The sequence below is a fragment of the Sulfurovum sp. genome, assembly GCF_041562805.1.
Classification (GTDB): Bacteria; Campylobacterota; Campylobacteria; order Campylobacterales; family Sulfurovaceae; genus Sulfurovum.
The window spans coordinates 34503-55837 of the sequence record NZ_JBFFOH010000002.1; the positions used below are offsets into that span (position 1 = coordinate 34503).

Genomic DNA, 21335 nt, shown 5'->3' on the forward strand with positions numbered 1-21335 from the left:
ACAAGATGCATAAAACAATACTTTTTGACCAACTCACACCTGTTGCACTCTATGGAAAAATAAAAGAAATTTTTCCAAATGAAGTCACCATGCTTTTTGAGAGTGTCGTAAATACCAATGATGGTAACTTTTCTTTCATCACTATAGGTGCAAAAGAACGCCTCAGTTATAAAGATAAGACAACCACCTATACTGATAAAACTGGTGATAAAAAAATATTAAAAGAAGATCCTTTTACCTTTTTAAAGGCTTACTATAAGGGTGTAGATCAAGCTGCTTATAAAGTAAAAGCTCAAGAGGTCGGCTTCTCTTTTGTAGATGGATTTATCGGTTTCATCGCTTATGATATGGTAAAGGTCTTTGAACCTGTGCTTGAAGAGAGTATGGATGAACTACTCGATCCACTCAATACACCTGACCTTGACCTGGTACGTCCTAAGATCATCATTGCGTACTCGCACAAGAGTGCAAAACTTACAATGATTTTAAATGATGATTCTATGAAAGATGGTATTACTGCTATTGAAGAGATCTTGAACAATACTTGTACTCCTATGCCACTTAAAGCTGTAAAACTTGAGGGAGAAGGCAGTTTCAGTATAGATGAAGAGCGTTTTAAAGCATTGGTCGTTGAATCTAAAGAAAACATACGTTCTGGAGATATATTCCAAATACTTTTAGCCAACAGATATACACAAAAAGGGAAGATAGACCCATTGAGTTTTTACAGAATACTACGTTCTAAAAATCCTTCACCTTATCTTTTTTTACTTGACTATGAAGAGTTCTCTATCTGTGGTTCTTCACCAGAAGTGATGGTGCGTTTGACAGAAGGTGAAATACTTCTACGTCCTATCGCAGGGACACGAAAACGTGGTAAAAATGCTAAAAGAGATAAAGAACTTGAACAAGAAATGCTTGATGACCCTAAAGAGTGTGCTGAGCACCTTATGCTTATAGACTTAGGCCGAAATGATGTCGGTCGTGTAGCACAGACAGGTACCGTGAAAGTGACTGATATGATGCGTGTGGAGAAATATTCTCACGTGATGCATATGGTATCAGATGTTGAGGCCATGCTACAGGAGGACAAAGATATGTTCGATCTCTTTGCTGCCACCTTTACAGCAGGAACCATGACCGGTGCTCCTAAAATAGAAGCAATGAAGCTCATAGCCCAATATGAAGGACTTAAACGTGGTTTCTACTCCGGTTCTGTGGGGTACTTCTCTTTTGATGGAAATATGGACTCGGCTATCGCTATACGTACTTCACTCATTAAACCAGATAGTATTACGTTACAGGCTGGTGCCGGTGTTGTTGCAGACTCGAAACCGGAATTAGAATACCTCGAAGTAAAAAATAAGCTGGAGGCACTGCTCGCTACGCTTAAAGAAATGGAATCACTCTAAATATGAGCAAACAACTCTTTGCCATATTTGGGAACCCTGTCTCTCACTCCAAATCTCCATTGATGCATAACCTCTCTTTTCAGGGATTGGATTTTGACGGATGTTACGCACGTTACCTACTTGAAGATGGAGAAAGGCTCAAAAAAACATTCTTTTCTCTCGGCCTTAAAGGTATTAATATTACTGTACCGCATAAAGAGTATGCTTATGATGCCTGTGATGTATTGGATCCTTTTGCACAAAAAGTGGGAGCAGTCAATACTATCGTTGAAAAAGAGGGAAAACTCTATGGATACAATACAGATGCACCAGGTTTTTTAAAAGCCATCTCAGAATTTGAAAATGTCAAAACTGTACTTTTTTTAGGTGCGGGTTGCACAGCAAAATCTACTTCAGTCATACTCAAAGAGGCAGGGTATGATGTGAGCATCATTAACAGGAGTTCAGGTAGATTAACCTACTTTAAAGAGAATGGGTTTCAAACCTATACTTTTGATAGTTTCATCCCTCAATCCTATGATCTTATCATCAACATGACTTCCGCAGGACTTGAAGATGAATCACTCCCTGCTCCTACTCAAATACTGCAAGAGGTCATACCTACAGCAAAGGCTTGTGTGGATGTCATCTATGGGAAAGAAACACCTTTTTTAAAACTTGCAAAGACATATAAAAAACCAACAAAAGATGGAAGTGATATGTTACTTTATCAAGGTATCATCGCGTTTGAATATTTTACTGAACATGCATATACGTTTGAGGAAATAAAAAAACACATGCAAAAAGCATTTATCCTATAGAGGTGCTTTCATTAGACTTCAATTAACCTTTTCTCATTAAAATAAGAGTATATAGATAACATATAAGGTAAGACATGATAAATATTTTAATGATTGAGGATGATGCTGAGTTTGCAGAGCTACTCTCTGAGTATCTTGCACAGTATGATATTAAAGTCACTAACTTTGAAGATCCTTATCTGGGTCTGAGTGCCGGTGTTAAAAAATATGACTTACTCATACTCGACCTCACTCTTCCGGGAATGGATGGTCTGGAAGTCTGTAAAGAAGTCGTAGAGAAATACGATATCCCTATTATCATCTCTTCAGCACGCTCAGACATCAATGATAAGGTAGAAGGGTTTGCACTGGGTGCAGATGACTACCTGCCTAAGCCTTATGATCCCAAAGAAATGTATGCACGTATCACCTCACTTCTTAGACGTTATTCAAAATCAAACAATAGTGAGATAGCGACTCCAAAAAGTGATTTTGAACTTAAGGGAGACACCATCTACTTTAAGGGTGAAGCACTCACGTTAACCCCTGCTGAGTTTGAGGTACTCTCCTTACTTGTCAAACATCAAGGCATGACCCAGTCACGTGAACAGATCATCAATACTGCGGGAACTATGAGCATAGACTCACAAGGAAAAAGCCTAGATGTTATTATCTCAAAAATACGTACGAAACTGGGAGACAATAAACGTATACAGGCGGTACGTGGTGTAGGCTACAAACTCGTATGATCATCATCGTATTAAAGGACGCAAAATGAACAAAGTCCATTTCACTAAGTTGACACTCTGTCAACTTACGACTCAGCATTTAGTGCCTCGATTGCACTGCAATTTAGTTGCTTGTCAGCAGTTGGCTCATGCGACTAGTCGCTTCATAAAGTATAAATCATGATCATCACTTCCCTTCGGAGCAAAATCAGAGTTGTTTTTTCTATTACACTACTTTTACTGGGTGCATTGTTTATATTTTCCATCAAATATGATCATGCTATGATAGAAGAAAGGAATGTCGCTCAAGAACAAGCCATTTCACACTATCTTTATACCTATTATTTAAAACACGGGAAGATAGATGAAGCGTATCTTGATGCTCAGAATGTCTCACTTATTACTGATAAAGGACGTGTTGTTCAGATAGAACGTTTCTTTAAAGAAAAAGGTCAACTTAAACGTTATGCTGTGGATACAATTCATTTAAAACGTATCATGATCATTAACAATGATAGATTCAAACTCATTCTTGAAAATAAAAATAAAGCGAAGTTCCCATTGAAGCGTGCGCTTATTTTTTCCGCAGTCTTCCTACTCATCGTCCTTTTATATTTATGGATCATGAAAAGTTTCCAGCCGCTATCGAAGCTGAAAAGTCAGATACAGACTTTCTCGCAAGGGAACTTGAATATCGAGTGTAAAAGTGACAAGGAAGATGAGATAGCTGAAGTGGCTAATGAGTTTGATCATGCAGTGACGATGATACGTGAGCTCTTACACTCCCGTCAACTCTTTTTACGGGCTATCATGCATGAGCTGAAGACACCCATAGCCAAAGGACGTCTCGTTAGTGAAATGCTTGAGGATGAGAAAAATAAAGCACGTATGCACAGTATCTTTGAGAGACTTAATCTTCTGATAGACGAATTTGCGAAGATCGAAAAGATCACTTCTAAGAACTTTGATCTAACGATAAAACCTTACAAGATGAGTGATCTACTTGAAGCCAGTGAAGACATGCTGATGATAGAAAATCCAAAGCGTCTCATTACCACAAGAATTGAACAAGACTATAGTTTAGATGTTGATTTTGAGCTCTTCACCCTAGTAATCAAAAACCTGCTTGATAATGGTATAAAATACAGTACAGATAAGCATATTAACGTCATCATAGATGAGAATAAAATACAGGTCATCAATAAAGGGGAAGCGCTAAAAGAGCCTTTAGAAAATTATTTCAAACCTTTTCATACCTCTAAAAAAGGTTTAGGATTAGGACTCTATATTGTAAAAAGTATTTTGGATATTCATCAAATGGAGTTAGCGTACCGACATGAAGATGGAGAAAACATCTTCACGATAGTATAGATTATTAAGATTCCTTATCTGCGCCTGAGAGCATAAATGCAAGTTCTAATGCTTGAGAAGCATTAAGTCTTGGATCACATTGTGTATGATAACGACTTGCCAGTCCTTCTGCAGTAATCGCACAAGAAGTACTACCTGTACATTCTGTTACATCATTTCCTGTCATCTCCAAGTGTATACCTGCAGCAACCGTTCCCATCTCTTTATGGATAGTCATAAACTGCTCTACTTCAGAAAGAATGTTGTCAAAATCTCTGGTCTTAAATCCAGTTGAACTCTTTTCAACATTTCCATGCATAGGATCACAAGACCATACAACATTTCTTCCTTCATCTCTCACACGCTTTAGAAGTTTAGGAAAATACTCTCTTATCTTGCTCGCACCCATACGAACGATAAGGTTTAGTCTTCCTTCTTCATTATTAGGGTTCAGGGCATCTATGAGTTCGATAAGTTCATCTTCTTCCATACTTGGTCCCACTTTACAACCAATAGGGTTCTGGATCCCTCTGAAGTATTCAATGTGCGCTTCAGTAAGATCTCTTGTTCTGTCACCTATCCATAGCATATGTGCTGAACAATCAAACCAATCACCTGTCTCAGTATCTTGCCTGGTCAATGCCTCTTCATAGTTTAGAAGCAATGCTTCATGTGAAGTGTAGAGTGTTGTTTGATGTAGCTGAAGTATAGTCTTACTGTTAAGTCCACATGCAGCCATAAAGTTCATGGCGTGATCAATTTTAGTACTAAGTTCATCATAACGTTTTCCAAGTGGATTGTCTTTAATAAAATCAAGGTTCCACTGGTGTACTTTTTTAAGATCTGCCAAACCGCCTCTTGAAAATGCACGTAAAAGATTAACTGTAGCTGCAGACTGATTATATGCTTTGATCATATTTTCTGGGTTCGGTAATCTTGCCGCTTCAGTGAATTCCATACTATTGATAATATCACCACGGTAACTTGGTAAACTTACACCATCTATCTCTTCAAAATCAGAAGATCTAGGTTTTGCAAATTGTCCGGCAATACGACCTACTTTTACTACTGGCTTACCTGTACCATACATCAAAACCATATTCATCTGAAGCATCAGTTTAAAAAGGTTTTTAATATTTTGTGCATTAAAGTTAGAGAAGCTTTCTGCACAATCTCCACCTTGAAGTAAAAATGCTTCACCTCTTCCGGCTGCAGCCAATTTCTCTTTCAAGTCTCTAGCTTCACCTGCAAAAATAAGTGGCGGGTATGAACTTAATTCTTCTTCTATTTTTTTAAGAAGTTCTTGGTCTTGGTATGTTGGTTGTTGCTTGATTGGGAATGCTCTCCAACTACTAGGTGTCCAACTCATGATATATCCTTAAAAATAAATTGGATGATTATAGCTAAAAAAGATGAAAAGTAGGTGTTGAAGTTATTCACAGGTGTGAAATAGGAGTGAATAACTCTTACTAATGATTAAAATAAGTATTACTTTTTCACAACAAAAGTCACAAAATTTGCCCACTGAAAAACCGTTTCGATGTTCTTAAATCCCGCATCTTTACACATCTGTATATTCTCTTTTATGGTAAAAGGAATGAGTACATTTTCTAAAGCTTCCCGCTTTTGTGCGATCTCATACTCACTATAGCCCTGCTCTTTTTTATATTCATAATAAATATCTATAAGGTCTTTGTCAAGCTTCTTATCTTCCAAGACCACCTTCTCAGAAAAAATAAAAATACCATCATCCTTTAACCCATTATAAAGCTTCTTCACAAGCTCTACACGCTGCATAGGGCGTATGAACTGTAATGTATAGTTTGCCACGATGATATCTTCTTCATCATAGTCATAGGTCAGCATATCTGCCAATTCCAAATCTATGTTTGCTCCAAAAGCCTGACATTTCTGTGCTGCTCTGTCTAACATGGCTTGAGAGTTATCAAGACCTTTCAGCTGCATGTCGACATCCATTTTACTGTGTAGATCCAGTAAAAACTTTGCTGTAGAAGAACCAAGATCAAGTACTTTTAACCCCTCTTCCTGTTCTGCGAGTATCAATGAGATAATCAACTTCCGAACCTCATCATAAAAAGGTACCGAACGACTCAACATATCATCAAAAACAGAAGCGACTGCTTCATCAAATTCAAACTTTTTTTCTATAGGCTTATTAAATACTTTATCTTTCATGTCGTCATTTTATCATAAATTCTATACTTACACTAAAAGTACCGATCAGTCACACCCTTCACCTATAAAGTCTTGCATCATTTTATAATATGTAGCATCTGAAGAGATATCTATGTGTCCTCTATTTTTAATCGTCATAACCTGTAGTTGATCAGTGTCAAAAGCATCTATGAGCTGTTGTGTACGTTCTTTTGTAATAACCTTGTCTTTTTGTGCAATAATAATAAGTGTTTTTGCATTTATCTCTTTTATTCTACTGAGAGAATCATACCCATCATGAAGCAGATACGATATAGGGAAAATAGGATACATTTCCTGCGCGACATTGATGATACTGTCAAAAGGAGTAATAAGTGCAAGTTTGGAAACTTCTCTGTGGGCTGCGACATAGGTAGCTATACCAGTACCTAAACTACGCCCTCCAATAGCAATACAATCATGTTTAGGCTTGACAGTATCATAGAGTTTTAATGCATCACTATAGAGCCCCTCTTCATTCGCCTCTCCTGTACTGCCACCATAACCTCTATAATCCATAAGGTAAACTGTAAAGGCAGGGAATTGTCTAGCGATCTCATCACTACTTTGTGCCATTGATTCAGCATTACCTCCAAAATAAAGTATGGCATTTTCATGCCCCTTATTTAAGACAATAATATGAATAGATTCTCCCTGGTTTTGAAATGTTATCTGCGTATATGATGTGGAGATATTTGGAGTAGGAAAATAAAGAAGTGACCTCTGATTCAGATAGAGAAATAATCCTGTTCCTACATATCCAATAAGTAAAAAGATACTTATTCTTTTCAGTATCTTCTTCACGTTAATCGCTTTTTTGCCAAACCTATATCATTGTGAATTTGTTTTTTCAATGCATCCAGGCTCTCAAACTTTTGATTGAAACGTATGAAGTCTACAAGTTGTAACGCTATCTCTCCTCTTACTTCACCGATCTCTTTATCTAAGATATGTGTCTCTACGGCATAAGAGTCATCTGTTGTAACACGGTGTCCGAAAAAACTCACAGAATTTAGCCATTGACCATCAATGAGCGTACGTGTAGCATAGACACCTTCTAATGGGAGCTGATACTCTTTTACATTTAAATTGATCGTAGGGACCAACTCTTTTTTACCCAGGCCTTGCCCCTGTATCACCTGGCCTTGTATATAGTGGATTCTACCCAGAAGTTTATTTGCCAGTTCTATTTTACCCTCACGCAAATATGCTTTGATGGTACGCGAGTGAACAGGTATCCCATCAAGGCTTACCTGATCTATGATAACTACCTCTTTATCACATAAAGTGTTGAGTGTCTGGGCATTTCCTGCTTTATTTTTACCAAAATGGAAATCATAGCCCACAACGATCGTTTCAAGTGCAGGAAAATCAACTTCAAGTTTCTGTACAAATCCTTCAGGAGTCAACGATTTTATCGTATCAAAATGGTAGAAACAACATACTTTAGAGGTAAAAAGTGACCGTTTATACCCAGGTGTCAGGTAACCGCCATTTCTTTCTATGATCACCAGTGCATCCGCTCTATCAATAAGTGCTTGATGCCCTAAATGTATACCGTCAAATGAGCCTATGGCAATACTTTTGATCTCATTTTTAAACTGCAAGTCTATTTCTCCATCTTTACAAAATGATAAAGATACTCTTGGTTACCCTCTTTTCCCTGAACTTTGGAGAGTGCCTCATATGTGAGGGACCATCCTAACTTTTCAGCTTCTGCTTCAAACTCTTCTTTTCGTCTGGCGATAGCATCAAGATCCTGTACTACTCCCTTACTGTCACGCTTCACATCTTTACCTACTTCAAACTGTGGTTTATAGAGTATAATGATATCTGTACCCTTTTGACTCAGCCTGTCTATATCATCTGTGATCTGCCGTATAGAGATGAAAGAGACATCACAAGTGATCAATTCAAAAGCATCATCACTTTGAAATTCACGTATATCTGTCTCTTCATGTAGTGAAAGCTTTTCGTTAGTACGCAGTGAAACATGCAGTTGATCTTTACCCACATCTACACATGAAAGTGTATTTGCAGCATTTTCAAGTACTATCTGAGCAAATCCACCTGTACTCGAACCTATATCTAACGCTCTTTTACCCTTCATATCCACAGGGTGTTCAGCTAGGAAGTCCTCTAATTTACGCGCTGCTCGACTCGCATAAAACTTCGTGTCTTCCACTTCAACGATACTGTTTTCATCTACTTTAGCTGAGGCTTTAGCCTTCTTTCCATCTACCATGACCTGCCCGGCCTTTATCGCATCATTTGCACGGTTACGACTTTCAAAGTAACCCTCTTCTACCAAGTATTTATCTAATCTCATTTCCTACCTCTCAAACACCCTAAAGTGGTCTACTATTTTATAATTTCTCAGAACATCTTCCTCTTTGGCTCCAGAGTTAATGTTGTGTATGATCAATGGTTCCCCATGAGCGTTTCTTTTGTCTGAACAAATACCGATATGATCCAGACTCTTTCCATTCCTTGCTTTGAGCTTCCAGACCACAATATCTCCCGGCTTGAAATTGTCATTGACCCTATATCCACGTGAGATAAGATAGGCCTGAATGTTCTTCACCCTTCTATGGTCGATATTTGGATCTAGTTTATCCGTATAGTAGAGCCCCTTGTAACGTTTTGGAAACTTCTTCTTATCCTCATAAATACGCTCCTGTAGATCAATATCCATACCTCTAAATGAACGTACCAGGACATCAGTACAAACGCCCTTAGAGATAGGAATATCTCCCATCGGGTATTTGATATACCTATACTCAGGATTGTAAGTGAGGGTCATACCTACTTGTGCACGTGAAGCTTTAACAAAAGTATCAACATTTCCAGATAAAAGCCATGTACTCCATACTAAAAAAAGTACTATAGTTCCCAGTTTCATTATAGCATCTCTCGCATCTCATCCTCAGTCAAAGTATTCACACCTAAACTCTCAGCTTTTGTCAACTTAGACCCGGCATCTTCACCATAGACCACATAGTCTGTCTTTTTACTCACAGAACCACTGACTTTGGCACCCAGTTTTTCAAGCATCTCTTTGATGATTCCACGGCTTACAGACATTGAACCTGTCAGTACTACTGTTTTATCTTTAAACGGATTTTCCTCTGCAATGATCTTCTCTTCTACAGTAGGCTGTATTTCTTCAAAAAGTTTTAAAACAAAGTCATAGTTGACACGCATGAACTCCAGTAAAGAATTTGCCATCTCTTCACCTATACCATCCAAAGCAACCACTTCTTCAAAGCTAACATCTACCACACCCAAACCAAACTCCAGAGCCAATGATTTACTTGCCACTTCTCCGATATGTTCTATTCCCATCGCAGAGATCAGTCGGTAAAGAGGTACACCCTTTGTGGCCACTATGGCATCAAGCAGGTTTTGTATACGCTTCTCTTTGAAACCTTCCATTCCTTCCAGATCTTCAAATTTCAGATGATAAAGTCCTAGAATATCTTCGATCTTATGTTCTTTAACCAGTATCTCGACGATCTTGGAACCAAGTCCGTCTATATTCATACACCCTTTTTTGGCAAAGTGAATAATAGAGTTGACGACTCTGTCCGGACAGTCCAGGTTTTGACACTTAATAAGCGTACCCTCATCAAGAAGTTCACTTTGACACGTAGGACATGCAGTTGGTCTTTCAATAGCTATTTCTGACCCATTACGTCTATCATCCAACACTTTAGTGATCTTAGGAATTACATCACCTGAGCGTATAAGTATTACGCTATCACCTACCATCAAACCTTTTCGTTCAATTTCATCAAAATTATGAAGTGTCGCACGTGCTATGATGGCGCCATCTACCTCTACAGGTTCTACCTCTGCTACAGGGGTAATGACACCCGTTCTTCCTACCTGTAGCGTTATGGCATTAACTCTAGTCACTTTTTCTACAGCAGGGAATTTGTAAGCACACATCCACTTTGGTACTTTGACTGTGTATCCCAAATCCTCTTGCTTGCTTACATCATCCACTTTAATGACCATACCATCCATCATCATTGGTATTTCATTGCGCAAAGAGATAAGATCCTGATAAAAGGCTTCTATCTCTTCTATACTGTTGCACTCCTGTGCATGCGGAGGTTCCAGGAATCCTAACTCATAGACAAGATCCATCTTTTGGGAAAGTTTTGTCTGGGTAAGTGTATTTTCACCTAAACCCCAAGGGTAAAAAACCAATCTTCTCTTGGCTGTAATAGAAGAGTCCAACTGTCTTAGGCTTCCTGCTGCAGCATTACGCGGATTTGCAAAAACCTGTTCACCCTCTTCTAGTCTCTCTTTGTTTATGATCTCAAAATCGTCTTTACGTATGACCACTTCACCACGTATCTCTATTTGACCTTCATACGCAATGCTAAGAGGTACTGAACGGATAGTACGAACATTATCTGTCACCTCTTCACCCACAACACCGTCACCACGCGTGATCGCACGGACCAACTTGCCATTTTCGTACAGCAGGTTCATACTCGCACCATCAAACTTAGGCTCACAGAAGTAGACACATTCACCTACATTTTTAACTGTTCTGTCCAACCATACCCGAACCTCATCTGTCGTAAATACATCTTCCATACTCCACATACGTTTGATATGTTTTGCCTTGGAAAACTCATCACGCACCACACCACCCACACGCTTTGTAGGGGAGTCTTCTGCCACTTGGGCAGGATTGGCTGTTTCGTAGTCTAATACTTCATGGTAAAGTTTGTCATACTCTTCATCTGTGGCTATAGGGTTGTCATCCACATAGTAAGCCTGTGCCCATTTTTTGAGGATATTGATTTTTTCTTGGTATTGTTCGTTTGTCATTTTTTATAGTTTACTTTCTCTTTTTTTCCATAGAACTTTGGGGCAGTATGTAAAATATATACATCTAAAAAAGCTTTTGCTCTGGCTAAATATTCTCTTGCTTTCATTCTATAGGCAGCAGCTGTTCCCGGGATATCTTTTGCCATAAACCCTATGACTTTTTGTCCTTTGGCTTTGGCTATAAACAACGCTCTTTCAAGATGAAATTTCTGTGAGACGATTATATAGTCTTTTAGGTCAAAAATCGCTTCAGCCCTCACCAGTGAATCAAGGGTTCTTAGACCTAAAGGGTCAAGGGTAATGTATTGACTGGGAATCCCTGCTTTCATAAGATCTTTTTGCATTTTTCCTGTTTCATTATAATACTTTGTACTATGATCTCCAGATACAACAATAGCTTTCACTTTGCCCGCTTTAAAAAGTTTTACTGCAGCACGGATTCGATAGGTATAAAAATAATTTTTACCACCACCTATCATATATTTGGCCGTACCCAACACCAAAGCAGCTTTTTTTGCCGGGACTTTGCTGATATCCTTATAAATATCTGCTTCTGCCTGTTTTGAAATGTAGATATCCATGCTAAAAAGCCCTATCAGTATGAACAGTACGATCAAAAAGATCCATTTTACAATGCGCATCAAAGCCTTATAGTATCGCTTTCAAAACGGCTAAAGCCTGTCGATGTTCAGCCACATCATGACAACGTACGATCGAAGCCCCATTTTCAACTGCTTTCAAATGGATCGCCAAGGTTCCAGGTAAACGTTCTTCCGTTGTTGTAGCAATGATCTTGTCTATCATTGATTTTCGACTTGCACCTACCAACACTTCACAGCCAAATACTTTAAAATGTGTCATGTTTTTGATCAGTGTGATATTGTGTTCCAAAGTTTTACCAAAACCTAACCCTACATCTAAAATGATATTTTCTCTGCTCAATCCCAATGCTTCACATTGACGGATGCGCTCTTCAAAGAAATCGCTGACCTCAACCATCACATCATCATAATTTGGGTCTTTCTGCATGGTTTTTGGCGCACCTTGCATATGCATGATGCAGAGTTTCGATTCATATTTCACTGCGAGTCTTATGATATCTTCATTACTTGCACCTGTAATATCATTGATGAGACTGAATCCGCTGTTAAGTGCATATTCTATAACATCCGGTGTGTAACTGTCTACAGAGAAAATAGCTTTTTCATACAATTTTTCAGACTTTATAATGTCACAAATGGGCTTGATGCGTACCAACTCTTCTTCTGCACTCACTGCATCCGCACCCGGACGGGATGACACAGCACCAATATCAATGATACTTGCCCCATCGTCTATCATTGTATGTATCTGATTAATCGCATCTTCTGCCTGAAATCTGCTTCCGGCAAAAAAACTGTCATCGTTCGCATTGATCACACCCATGATCTGAGTAGGATAGGTTTTGACAGAAAGAAACTTCTTAAGCTCTGCCGCAACTGTTTTAAGTCCAAAAGGTTGCGCCAACTCTTTCTTAGAGAGTATTTCTATATGTTTTCTTGTACCGATCAATATGCAGTCATAGGTAGGTTTTTCACAAAGTATCACGCCCCCGGGAACAGCAAGATCTGCACCAATGCTGAGAGCATCCTGTTTGAGTATGTTTGCTGCGGGTGTTTTAAGATCCTGGATAAAGAAGTAGAGAAGCTCCATCTTCTTTGCCATGATACTCACACCGCCACTCTCTACCTTAAGTGCTTTGAGGGCTGCCTTTTTATCTGTTATATGTCCAAGCTGATATAGTTTCATAGCGCGCCCCCTGTAAATTACAGCTATATTTTAGCGTTTTTTTCGAGCCAGTAGTTTTAATAGTAGTGTATTGAGTAGAAATTGAGGTGGTGATCCCATATCTAAAGCTATAAAAGCATTTGAAAATAAAGTAAGCGTCTTCTCATCCAAATTATACCCTTGTGATCGGATAGCTTCTTTACTTATCCCTTCTATAATATACTTCATAGCCTTGGCATCAGTACGTTTATGTGTTTGGACAAATGTATATACACTGTCTAAAGATAAAGATCTTAGATCTAAACCCAGATCTTCATCTTTTTTAATTTCACTAAGTACGGTGATAGGTAAACGTGATTTGATCGTATCTAAAATAGTTGACTTACTTTCAGTCACTATAATAAACTCTTTATTTTTCGGTGGCTCTTCTATCACTTTCAGAAGTTTATTTTGCACTAACGGAGAAAAGGTTTTAGCTGCAAGTATAATGATGGTGATCTCTGTACTTGACATATATGCTTTTTCAATAGCAAGCTTTGCGTCAACTACAGAAAATGTCTCTTTTTCGGTAGCAATTCTATGTATCTTATATCCACTGGGTGCATCTTCTTGAGCAGTAGCGATCGTCTCTGCAATACTTGGTGATATAATTTCTATAATGTATTCATGACTACGAAGCTTTTCAAGCTCTAAAATCGTATTTTCAATCTGTGCAGTGATAATAACCTGACTGACTAATCTCATGATTCTAAGTCTAAGTCCCCGAATAATGCTGCGGAGAGTGTGTTGTCAAAAAGCTTAAAAAGCTGTAAGAGTTTAATATCCAATAAGGTATCTGAACTGCGGAATGCAAAACTGTCTTGTACCTCTTCATCCATCACCCATAAAAAACTGTCATCATTTCTGTAAGCGAGTTTTGTATAAGGATGGTCACCTTTACCGATATACCAAATATAATATCCGTTCGGATAAGAGATATCCAACATATCTTCAAGCAGCTGTATATCTTGTGTTGATTTCATGCTTTGAAGCTGCGGGAAACAACTTGATAGACAATAGAAAGGAAGCAGTGGTCTGTTTTTCTTCAGATCATTGATATTACGCAAAATATATTTACCAAACCACTCATAAGATTCATCGGTAATGAGAAGAGCCGTTTTACCTTCTATACTTTGGGAAACAGCACTCTTCGCTAAAGGTGCCCACTCGTAACGGTATTCTTCCATCCATGAGAACGAGGACTCTTCTCCACGTATGGTTTCCAGTGTCCACTTTAAAAGCTGTTGCATTACGCTACTTATCTAACTCATATGCTTCATGAAGTGCACGGATAGCAAGCTCACCATACTTCTCATCTATCACCATAGAGACCTTTATCTCCGAAGTAGCTATCATCTGTATGTTGATGTTGCTGTCTGCAAGTACAGTAAATGCTATAGCTGCTACACCAGAGTGTGATTTCATACCCACACCAACAACCGATACTTTACATACATGTTCATCAAAATCCATACCCTGGATATCATGATCAAAACTTGCCATCAGCTTTTTGGCATTCTCATGCTCACTTTGAGCTACTGTAAAACCTAAGTTCGTTGAACCGTCAGTACCCATATTCTGAATGATCATATCTACATTAATGTTCTCTTTTGCCAACATTGTAAATATCTCTGCTGCGATCCCTGGTCTGTCGGAAACACCTCTAAGTGTTACTCTTGCTTGGTTTTTGTCAAGGACAACACCACTTACTAATACTTCTTCCATACTGTTGCTCTCCTTTGTGATAAGCGTACCTTCATTATCGCTAAAACTACTTTTAGCGTATAGTTTTACATTAAGTTTTTTTGCCAGTTCAACTGAACGGTTCTGTAACACCTTCGCACCCAATGATGAAAGCTCTAACATCTCATCATATGAGATAGTGTCAAGCTTCTTTGCATTGGGTTCTATGCGTGGGTCTGTCGTGTAGATACCATCTACATCAGAATAGATCTCACACTGATCAGCCTTCAATGCTCCAGCTAACGCAACAGCAGAAAGATCCGAACCACCACGACCCAGTGTTGTCACTGAACCATCTTTGTTGATACCCTGAAAACCTGCTACAACAACGATCTTACCCTCGCCTATTGCATTGTGCATCGCAGTGGGGTCGATAGCCTCTATACGTGCATACGTATGTGCATTATCTGTAACAATACCTGCTTGACGTCCGCTCATTGCTACGGCTGCATATCCTTTTGACTGTAATGCTATAGAGAGTAATGCAGCAGTAACACGCTCACCCGAACTGAGCAACATATCCATCTCTTTTTTTGCTGGGTTTTGCGTAAAATGCTCTGCATAACCTATCAATTTATTGGTTTCACCACTCATCGCAGAAACAACTACGACAATGTCGTCACCTGCTTCTTTTGCTTTTGCTACACGGTTGGCCACATTTTCGATGCGATCTAAATCTCCAACACTTGTACCACCATATTTATGTACAACTAACATCTATATCAAACCCTCTTCTATAAAATAGTCGATCACTCTACGATACACTTTACGTTTAAAGTAGGTCACCTTTTTAAATAACTGTTCATACTCTACGAACTCATACTCTTCAAACTCAGGGATATCATATGCCTGTAGATTGATAATTGCACTCTCTTTAAGACGTACCAAAAAGTATTTTTGGGTTTGCCCGTCAAAAGGGTATGTTTTACCTCGTGATGTTTTTGGGAAGTCATAAGAGATCCACTCTGGAAATTCTCCTATTACTTCTACATGATCACAGCCTATCTCTTCCAGCAATTCTCTCTTCAAAGCCTCTCGAGGTGTTTCACCCTCATCGATACCCCCTTGAGGGAATTGCCACGCATTCTTTATATCACTTCTATGTGCTACAAAAAATTCACACTTATCCGGATATTTGGAAGAGAGTATTACAGCTGCAACATTGGGCCTATAGCTCTTTTTCTTTTGCATACTTACTCATTTCACTAATTTAATTAAATAGGCCGCAACAAAACTAAAATTCTGATATTTACGTTAGTACTGTGCTTCTTTCAAAAGAAGCGATAGAGACTTGTCTCTTCTGATAAGCAGTACTAAATTGTATTTTTACTCTAAATCTACTAAAGTTTATCTATACATTCCTAATTTTCTGATATTATTTTACCTAAAATGCGGTTACAAACATTTGAAAAACATTCAAAAAGTGAGAAAACTATTTGCTAATTTATCTCCATATCCCCTACTGTGATTCTAAGTGTCACTACTGTAGCTTTAACACCTATGTCGATAAATTTGAAACCCAGTCCATGTATATGGATGCCCTTTATCAACAACTCTCTTTTGAACTGGAGCGTTTTGACGCAAAACCGCAAAGTGTAGAAACACTTTTTATTGGTGGGGGTACGCCTTCAACCATAAACCCTGAACTATATGCCCCCATTTTTAAACTGCTTCATCCCTATCTGAAAAGAAATGCTGAGATCACAACAGAAGCAAACCCGAACTCTGCGACCAAAGAGTGGCTGAAAGGCATGAAAGACCTTGGTGTCAACCGTGTCAGTTTTGGGGTACAGAGTTTTAATGCACAAAAACTCAAAGCACTCAATCGTGCCCATAATCCTCAGCAAGCCAAAGATGCTATACATTATGCTAAAGAACTTGGATATGAGCATCTCTCCTTAGATTTGATATACAACTACCAGGGTGACACTAAAACACTTCTTTCAGCTGACATAAAAGAGGCTTTTTCTCTACCTATAGACCACATATCTGCCTATGAACTCACTATAGAAGACGGTACAAAATTTTCAACTACCCCTGAGGTAAGGCAGGAAGATGAAAATCTTGCTTTTTTTGTGACTGAGGAGATAGAAAAACGAGGATTCAAAGCGTATGAGATCTCCAATTTCGGTACATACCAAAGCAAACATAACAAGGGCTACTGGGAACTTAAAAACTATATTGGTGCAGGTGCTGGAGCAGTAGGATTCTTAAAAGACAGACGTTATTATCCTCAAACAAACATCGATGCCTATGTGGAAAACCCGCTCAACATTACAGAAGAACCATTGACACCAGACGAACTACTGACAGAAAAAATATTTTTAGGTTTACGAAGTTCTCTAGGTATTCAAAAATCCCTTCTCTCAGACGAGATGATAGAAAAAGCAAATATACTTTGTAAAAAAAAGAAACTTCTTTGTGATACTGAACATTACTATAATGACAATTTCTTCCTGAGTGATGAACTCGCACTCTACATTTTAGGATAATTTGATAAAATACAACAATTAAACTACAAGGCACACTATGTTTGGCATCGGATTTACCGAGTTACTTCTTATTTCTATCATTGCTATACTCTTTTTAGGGCCGGATAAGTTACCTTCAGCGATGATTGAGATCGCGAAATTTATCAAAAGTGTTAAAAAGACTGTGGGTGAAGCGAAGAGTTCTCTTGAAGAAGAGATGAAGATCGCAGATCTCAAAGAAGAAGCACTGAGCTACAAAAAACAACTTGATGATGCAACAAGCGAACTTAAAAATTTTAAAAATATAGACTTTGATGATTTTGATGATGTCACATATGATGATGAAATTTCAACAAAGTCAGCTAAAGCCTTAGCAAAACCTTCTAAAACTGATGATTCTTCGAAAGAAAAAAAGACTGATGAAGACGAAGCAGTTGCCACACAGGTTGAGGCAAAAAATGAGACTGTGACATTCAAAAAAATACCAAAAAAGAAAAAGAAAAAAGAAGTGACTGATGAAACGACTGACAGCCCGAAAGATAATGCATAATGTTTAGTGAACTTAGACCCCATCTCGTAGAATTACGAAAAAGACTTGGACTTTCTGTTCTCTCCGTATTTGTTGCATTTATCGTTGCATTTGTATTTCATGAAGCCATACTAGAATGGGTCACAGCACCTCTCAACGAAGCTTTGGCAGAAGTCGCACACCTTTCAAAAAAAGCTGCTGACGGTATGGTAACCACACACCAGGTCGGTGGTGCATTTTTCGTAGCACTTAAGGTTTCATTTTTTGCAGCTATATTGGGGGCATTACCATTTATACTCTATCAACTCTGGCTCTTTATCGCACCTGGTTTATACAGTAATGAGAAAAAAATGGTACTTCCTTTTGTGATCGGTGGATCTGTGATGTTCCTTGTAGGTGTACTATTTGCGTACTATGTGGTTACACCATTTGGATTTCAGTTCCTCATTACCTTTGGTTCCTTCCTCTATACACCACTGATCAACATTGAAGATTATGTTGGCTTTTTTACAAAGATCATGATGGGCTTTGGTATAGCATTTGAACTTCCGGTCTTTGCCTACTTCTTGGCACTGCTTGGATTGGTAACAGACCAGACTCTCAAAGACTTTTTTAAATATGCAGTACTTATCATCTTTGTGCTTGCAGCATTGCTCACACCCCCGGATGTACTTACTCAGCTACTTATGGCTGCACCACTGATACTTTTGTATGGTGCTTCTATACTCATTGTACGTGCGGTGAACCCTCACATAGTAGATGAGGATGAAGAAACAGAAGAAGAGAGTGAAGAGAAAGAAACTTCTCAAAGTGATAAATAACGATTGAGATGAAAGAAGAACTGCTAACTAAAAATTATGACTATGACCTCCCAGAGGGGTTCATAGCTACTACACCTGTTCATCCAAGAGACCATGCAAAACTTCTGGTATATGACAGAAAGACAGACACCGTTACCCATACCACGTTTCAACACCTACTGGACTTTTTACCTAAAGAGTGTGATGTCCTTCTCAATGATACACGAGTCATAAAAGCACGTATCTTTGGCCATAAAAAGTCTGTAAACAATCAAGGAGGAGGTAAGGTAGAACTTCTTTTTAACAAACCCCTCGATGCACACCATTATCTTGTACTCATTAGAGGGAAGGTCAAGATAGGAACAGAGCTTTTGTTTGATGATACCTTGGTGGCCACTGTCACTGGTTTTAATGATGATGGTTCACGTATCGTCACTTTTACCCATCACGGCAAAGAAATACGTTTTGAAGAGTTGGTCCTTGTTTTGGATGACATAGGACATATTCCTTTACCCCCATACATGCAAAGAGAAGACAATGAAGAAGATGAGACAGACTATCAAACGCTCTTTGCCAAAAATGCAGGTGCCGTTGCTGCACCTACTGCCTCACTTCATTTTACCCCTGAACTCTTTGCTGCATTGGAAGAAAGACATAAGACACATAAAGTCACACTCCACGTTGGAGCAGGTACTTTTAAGCCTGTAGAAGCTGAAGAGATCCTGGATCATCCTATGCATTCAGAATATTTTGACATCCCCCGATCATCTGCTAAAGTACTGGACAGCACAACACCTGTTTTGGCTATAGGTACAACCGTGACAAGAACGATCGAGTATTATGTACGGACCCAAAAAACACAAGGAGAATGCGACCTCTTCCTGAACCCTTCCAATCCACCTCAGAGAGTCACCCATCTACTCACCAATTTTCATTTACCAAAAAGTACGCTTATTATGTTAGTCAGCGCTTTTATAGGAAGAGAAAAAACGTTACACTTATATAATGAGGCCATAGAGAAAAAATATAGGTTTTTTTCTTATGGGGATGCAATGTTAATACTCTAGAAAGGTCTAGCCATGACAGTGATCTGGAAATATATTTTTATATCTATATCAACCCTATTTATCTTTAGTGGATGCGCACAAAAGAAACCCTACAACTATCCAAATTATGAAATTATCAAACCGGAAAAAACCTGTAACCCCAATAGAAAAAACATTCAAGATCTACTAGACTCTTATCTGGGAAAACCTTACGTATGGGCAGAAGAAGGTCCACATGCATTTGACTGTTCAGGGCTCGTATATAACATCTATGGATCTATGGGTATTGACGTGCCTCGTGTAGCAAGAGAGCAGGCAAAGATGGGTAAACATGTTCCTTTCAAAAACCTGCATTATGGTGACCTCATTTTCTTTGGCTCAACCAATAAAAGAAGTAAATATATCAACCATGTAGGTATCTATCTCGGAGAAGGCTGGTTTGCACATGCCAGCAGTAAAGACAGAAAAGTCACCATTAGTCACTTTGATAAAGAACCTGTCTACGTCAAACGGATGAAAGTATGTAAACGTTATTTGAGTGAAGATGAGCGTGCAAAATATATGAATTGTGATGTCCCCTTACAAGAGATGAAGATTACAAGTTCACGCTATACTACACCATGGCAGCCAGGGATGAAACTGCCTAAAAAAGCTGTACCGAGCTAATGCTTTGATTCAAGCTAATTTAAATGCATTCATCTATAATACATCTATGAAAAGAATTATTTATGTAGCATTTACTTTGACTTTCTTATACTTACTAACAGCATGTAAACCTAACCCTCATCCTAAGAATCCCGATTATGCCATTCAAAAACCTACAGTAAAGTATGAACCTAACAAGAAAAGTCTTGATAAAATGGTGAAAGAACTTCAGGGACGTCCTTATGTTTGGGCAGAAGAAGGTCCAAATCAGTTTGACTGTTCCGGTTTTACCTACTACATGTACGGAAGTATGGGTATAGAGATACCTCGCGTGGCAAGAGAACAGGCTAAAGTGGGAGATGAGATCAAGATGCATGAGTTGGTCTATGGTGACCTCATCTTCTTTGACACAGATAACAACCCTAAAGGAAAGATCACCCATGTCGGTATGTATCTGGGTGACGGATGGTTCACACATGCGAGTACTACAGAATATGAGATCGTCTACTCCAACCTGAATACATCTCCATATTATAAAAAAAGATTACGTATCTGTCGAAGATATCTACCTGAGTCAAAAGAGAAGCTCGCAATGAGAGATGCAAAACCCTGGAAGGCCAAAAAAGTGATAAAAGAGAAAGCTCCACGTATCATGCCTAAAAAAATACAGGCATCTGCTATAGGAAATTTCTATGTGCAAGTCGGTTCATTTTCAGGGCAGCCGTCAGATGATCTACTCTATAAAATCACAAGAGCCGGATATCATTATAAGATCATAAAGTTCCCTGTCAATGGTCAACAAATTGCTAAACTGCTTATAGGACCATACCGTAAAAGAGCTGATGCAGTTGAACTGTTGGCAAGTATCAGAACGCATATACAAAAAGATGCTTTTATCGCAGAGATCCGTTAATGGCCTCTTTCTATAAAAAAGTGGCTCTATCTTAACGGGTTTTTAAAATAG

The 21335-nt window shown here is 38.6% G+C and carries 23 protein-coding genes; 10 read left to right on the plus strand and 13 right to left on the minus strand.

Going from position 1 to position 21335, the window contains the following annotated elements:
• The first annotated feature begins 5 nt into the window (after window positions 1-5).
• The 4 genes from ABYK33_RS00560 (at window position 6) to ABYK33_RS00575 (ending at window position 4290) form a co-directional block, all read left to right on the plus strand.
• Entirely contained in the window at window positions 6-1412 is a 1407-nt protein-coding gene (locus ABYK33_RS00560; RefSeq protein ID WP_373030949.1) for an anthranilate synthase component I family protein, read from the plus strand.
• Between the two features lie 2 nt (window positions 1413-1414).
• Window positions 1415-2212, plus strand: a complete 798-nt coding sequence (locus tag ABYK33_RS00565; protein WP_373030950.1) for a shikimate dehydrogenase — start codon at window positions 1415-1417, stop codon at window positions 2210-2212.
• A 74-nt stretch (window positions 2213-2286) separates the two neighbouring features.
• A complete protein-coding gene (locus tag ABYK33_RS00570) occupies window positions 2287-2940 on the plus strand; it encodes a response regulator transcription factor (protein WP_373030951.1) in 654 nt (217 codons plus the stop codon).
• 159 nt (window positions 2941-3099) lie between these two features.
• Complete coding sequence (locus ABYK33_RS00575) at window positions 3100-4290, plus strand: ArsS family sensor histidine kinase (protein ID WP_373030952.1); 1191 nt, start codon at window positions 3100-3102, stop codon at window positions 4288-4290.
• Window positions 4291-4294: 4 nt separating this feature from the next.
• Here ABYK33_RS00575 and ABYK33_RS00580 read toward each other — a convergent pair whose 3' ends face one another.
• The 13 genes from ABYK33_RS00580 to ABYK33_RS00640 form a co-directional block, all read right to left on the minus strand.
• Window positions 4295-5638 (minus strand): class II 3-deoxy-7-phosphoheptulonate synthase, encoded by a 1344-nt coding sequence (locus ABYK33_RS00580; RefSeq protein ID WP_373030953.1) that lies wholly within the window; start codon window positions 5636-5638, stop codon window positions 4295-4297.
• Between the two features lie 119 nt (window positions 5639-5757).
• Window positions 5758-6465, minus strand: a complete 708-nt coding sequence (gene cmoA / locus ABYK33_RS00585) for a carboxy-S-adenosyl-L-methionine synthase CmoA (RefSeq protein WP_373030954.1) — start codon at window positions 6463-6465, stop codon at window positions 5758-5760.
• Window positions 6466-6510: 45 nt separating this feature from the next.
• Complete coding sequence (locus ABYK33_RS00590) at window positions 6511-7287, minus strand: alpha/beta hydrolase (RefSeq protein ID WP_373030955.1); 777 nt, start codon at window positions 7285-7287, stop codon at window positions 6511-6513.
• Entirely contained in the window at window positions 7284-8090 is an 807-nt protein-coding gene (locus tag ABYK33_RS00595; protein WP_373030956.1) for a bifunctional riboflavin kinase/FAD synthetase, read from the minus strand. The genes ABYK33_RS00590 and ABYK33_RS00595 overlap by 4 nt, the downstream gene beginning before the upstream one ends.
• A gap of 2 nt (window positions 8091-8092) precedes the next feature.
• Window positions 8093-8812, minus strand: coding sequence for a TlyA family RNA methyltransferase (locus ABYK33_RS00600; protein ID WP_373030957.1), 720 nt, complete (start codon window positions 8810-8812; stop codon window positions 8093-8095).
• Between the two features lie 3 nt (window positions 8813-8815).
• Window positions 8816-9385 (minus strand): DUF1287 domain-containing protein, encoded by a 570-nt coding sequence (locus ABYK33_RS00605; protein WP_373030958.1) that lies wholly within the window; start codon window positions 9383-9385, stop codon window positions 8816-8818.
• Window positions 9385-11331 carry an NAD-dependent DNA ligase LigA gene (gene ligA / locus ABYK33_RS00610; protein WP_373030959.1) on the minus strand — a complete coding sequence of 649 codons (1947 nt, stop codon included), beginning with the start codon at window positions 11329-11331 and terminating at the stop codon, window positions 9385-9387. The genes ABYK33_RS00605 and ligA overlap by 1 nt, the downstream gene beginning before the upstream one ends.
• On the minus strand, window positions 11328-11972 hold the full coding sequence (locus ABYK33_RS00615; RefSeq protein WP_373030960.1) for a vancomycin high temperature exclusion protein: 645 nt from the start codon (window positions 11970-11972) through the stop codon (window positions 11328-11330). The genes ligA and ABYK33_RS00615 overlap by 4 nt, the downstream gene beginning before the upstream one ends.
• A 7-nt stretch (window positions 11973-11979) precedes the next feature.
• The gene (gene folP, locus ABYK33_RS00620; protein WP_373030961.1) at window positions 11980-13119 is read right to left on the minus strand and encodes a dihydropteroate synthase; all 1140 of its coding nucleotides are present in this window, start codon (window positions 13117-13119) and stop codon (window positions 11980-11982) included.
• A gap of 30 nt (window positions 13120-13149) precedes the next feature.
• Entirely contained in the window at window positions 13150-13842 is a 693-nt protein-coding gene (locus ABYK33_RS00625; protein ID WP_373030962.1) for a DNA polymerase III subunit delta', read from the minus strand.
• Window positions 13839-14387 (minus strand): HobA family DNA replication regulator, encoded by a 549-nt coding sequence (locus ABYK33_RS00630; protein ID WP_373030963.1) that lies wholly within the window; start codon window positions 14385-14387, stop codon window positions 13839-13841. Before ABYK33_RS00630 ends, ABYK33_RS00625 begins: the two co-directional genes overlap by 4 nt.
• A gap of 4 nt (window positions 14388-14391) precedes the next feature.
• The gene (locus ABYK33_RS00635) at window positions 14392-15597 is read right to left on the minus strand and encodes an aspartate kinase (RefSeq protein ID WP_373030964.1); all 1206 of its coding nucleotides are present in this window, start codon (window positions 15595-15597) and stop codon (window positions 14392-14394) included.
• Window positions 15598-16071: an RNA pyrophosphohydrolase gene (locus ABYK33_RS00640; protein ID WP_373030965.1), complete on the minus strand. Its 474-nt coding sequence runs from the start codon at window positions 16069-16071 to the stop codon at window positions 15598-15600. It abuts the gene before it with no gap.
• 245 nt (window positions 16072-16316) lie between these two features.
• Between ABYK33_RS00640 and hemW the strand changes: the two genes are divergently transcribed.
• Genes hemW through ABYK33_RS00670 form a run of 6 tightly spaced genes read left to right on the plus strand, consistent with a single transcriptional unit; the run spans window position 16317 to window position 21284 of the window.
• Window positions 16317-17372: a radical SAM family heme chaperone HemW gene (hemW, locus tag ABYK33_RS00645; RefSeq protein ID WP_373030966.1), complete on the plus strand. Its 1056-nt coding sequence runs from the start codon at window positions 16317-16319 to the stop codon at window positions 17370-17372.
• A gap of 37 nt (window positions 17373-17409) precedes the next feature.
• Window positions 17410-17901 carry a Sec-independent protein translocase protein TatB gene (gene tatB, locus ABYK33_RS00650; RefSeq protein WP_373030967.1) on the plus strand — a complete coding sequence of 164 codons (492 nt, stop codon included), beginning with the start codon at window positions 17410-17412 and terminating at the stop codon, window positions 17899-17901.
• The gene (gene tatC, locus ABYK33_RS00655; RefSeq protein WP_373030968.1) at window positions 17901-18701 is read left to right on the plus strand and encodes a twin-arginine translocase subunit TatC; all 801 of its coding nucleotides are present in this window, start codon (window positions 17901-17903) and stop codon (window positions 18699-18701) included. The genes tatB and tatC overlap by 1 nt, the downstream gene beginning before the upstream one ends.
• A gap of 8 nt (window positions 18702-18709) precedes the next feature.
• Window positions 18710-19747, plus strand: a complete 1038-nt coding sequence (gene queA / locus ABYK33_RS00660) for a tRNA preQ1(34) S-adenosylmethionine ribosyltransferase-isomerase QueA (RefSeq protein ID WP_373030969.1) — start codon at window positions 18710-18712, stop codon at window positions 19745-19747.
• A 12-nt stretch (window positions 19748-19759) separates the two neighbouring features.
• Entirely contained in the window at window positions 19760-20392 is a 633-nt protein-coding gene (locus tag ABYK33_RS00665) for a C40 family peptidase (protein WP_373030970.1), read from the plus strand.
• Window positions 20393-20396: 4 nt separating this feature from the next.
• Entirely contained in the window at window positions 20397-21284 is an 888-nt protein-coding gene (locus tag ABYK33_RS00670) for an NlpC/P60 family protein (RefSeq protein WP_373030971.1), read from the plus strand.
• Window positions 21285-21335 lie beyond the last annotated feature (51 nt).